Origin of the sequence: Rhodococcus baikonurensis (assembly GCF_040489275.1) — a bacterium.
In the GTDB taxonomy this organism is placed as follows: Bacteria; Actinomycetota; Actinomycetes; order Mycobacteriales; family Mycobacteriaceae; genus Rhodococcus_F; species Rhodococcus_F baikonurensis.
In genome coordinates, this window is record NZ_JBEUOQ010000065.1 from 1 (window position 1) to 1,853 (window position 1,853).

The 1,853-nt window shown below is 60.3% G+C and carries 3 protein-coding genes; all 3 read right to left on the bottom strand.

The genetic code is table 11. The features are described 5' to 3' along the window. On the bottom strand, nt 1–671 hold a 671-nt coding region (locus tag ABWI03_RS34125; protein ID WP_352102050.1), incomplete at its 3' end, for a DDE-type integrase/transposase/recombinase. After that, on the bottom strand, nt 668–961 hold the full coding sequence (locus ABWI03_RS34130) for a transposase (protein WP_003945099.1): 294 nt from the start codon (nt 959–961) through the stop codon (nt 668–670). The genes ABWI03_RS34130 and ABWI03_RS34125, both read right to left, overlap by 4 nt. 39 nt (nt 962–1,000) lie before the next feature. Continuing rightward, the gene (locus ABWI03_RS34135; protein ID WP_353802689.1) at nt 1,001–1,618 is read right to left on the bottom strand and encodes a hypothetical protein; all 618 of its coding nucleotides are present in this window, start codon (nt 1,616–1,618) and stop codon (nt 1,001–1,003) included. Nucleotides 1,619–1,853 lie beyond the last annotated feature (235 nt).

Sequence of the window (1,853 nt, forward strand, 5' to 3'; positions counted from 1 at the left end):
CCAATGGCGAACCCCCGCTGAAGCTTGGGACGAACACCTACGATCAATTCAACAGCAACGTGTTGCTTCGACCAGTTGAATGCGCCTTGCGATCCTCTGTCGGTGTGGACCACGCAGCCTGCGACGAAATCTCGGCGGGCGACGGCGTTGTCGAGCGCATCGACCGCGAGCCGGGACTTCATCCGATCGCTGATGGAGTAGCCAACGATCCGGTTGGAGAATACGTCTTTGAACGCGCACAGGTAGAGCTTGCCTTCGCTCGTCCAATGCTCTGTGATGTCGCCCAGCCACAGCTGATTCGCAGCATCGGCGGTGAAGTTGCGTTGGACGTGGTCGTCGTGGACCGCAGGCCCCGGGCGCTTGGCTTTTCCGCGTTTCTTGCCGAACACACTCCACCAGCCGTTGTTCGAGCAGATCCGCCACGCTGTGCGCTCGGCCATCACCTGGCCGGCGTCGCGAGCCTCGTAGAACAGGAACCGGTAGCCGAACTCCGGGTCGTCCTTATGGGCCCTGAACAGAGCGTTCGCCCGGTAGGCCTCCGCGAGGTCGGCATCGGTCACCGGGTCAGCCAGCCACCGGTAGTAGGGCTGGCGAGCGATCTCGAGTACCCGGCACGTCACCGTGACGGGAATGCCGTCCTCGGCCAGCTCACGAACGAGCGGGTACATCATTTTCCCGGCAGGTTCGCCTGGGAAAGATAGGCGGCAGCACGGCGCAAGACTTCGTTCTCCTGCTCGAGCAACCGGATTCGCTTGCGCAGTTCCCGGTTCTCGACCACGTCCTCACCGGTAGTTCCTGATTTGATTCCGTCCTCGATATCGGCCACTTTCAGCCAACCCGTCAGGCAGGATTCACTGATCCCGAAGTCGGCGGCGATCTGCTTCAACAGCATTCCGGGCTCGCGACTGCGGGCAACCCGAACAACGTCCTCACGGAACTCTCGGGGATAGGGCTTCGGCATGGTGCACATCCTTCCAGCGGCACCTCTCGGCACCACAGATCAGATGTCACCTATCCGTGCAGCAGACCCTTCAGCGTCTACGAACACCGAATCCTTCAGATCCATCCCGTCGAAATAGGCGCTCGTAATGTCGACGCCGCGCAGATCAAGTCTCAGCCCAATGTCAGCCCACAGGCCCCCGGCTTCTTCGCCATTCTTCTCGAACTGCAGATGTATCCGGAACTGGCTGATTATTGCCTCGTTCACTATTCGCTGAGCTTTTACTCGTGCGCGCGACTCATCGTTCGGACCAGTGACATCCGGGACTTTACGATTATTTTGACGGAGGTAGGCACACAGGGTGTCTGTGATCGTCTCGCACTCAGCTCGCACGATGTTCTCCCGAGCGGTGACATTCTTCTTGCGTCGAAGCCGGAGCCAGTCGTCAGCCAAACCGACGAAGGCGTAAACCCCTGCTACCCGAATCGCGAAGTGCGACTCATCAGCGAGCTGCTTCGCAGCCCCCTCGAATCGACTCCACAGATCTTTCTCGGCATCTTCGAGCCGAGTTCTGTCAGCATTTGCGGTCTGAGCCATCGCCAATCGCGCGGCACCAGCCGATGCAATCGACGCCGCCACAATCGCGCCCAACGGGGCCAATACTGCGCTGTACCGCACTACCAGCCATTCCTTCGAGATCCCCACGACAACCAGCGCGAGCAAAGCGACGGCAGAAACCGCAGCGGAACCCGCCGAGACCCGAAACCACAGGTGTCGACGGCACGTGAAAACTGATCAAGTACGGCACTTCAATATTGGGCTCTTCGCGCTTGAGCGGGGTGCCCGGTAGTTGATGGGGCTCGTGGCCCCGACATGCTGTTGGTCTCTCACAACGCGACAACAGCGAGGCCAC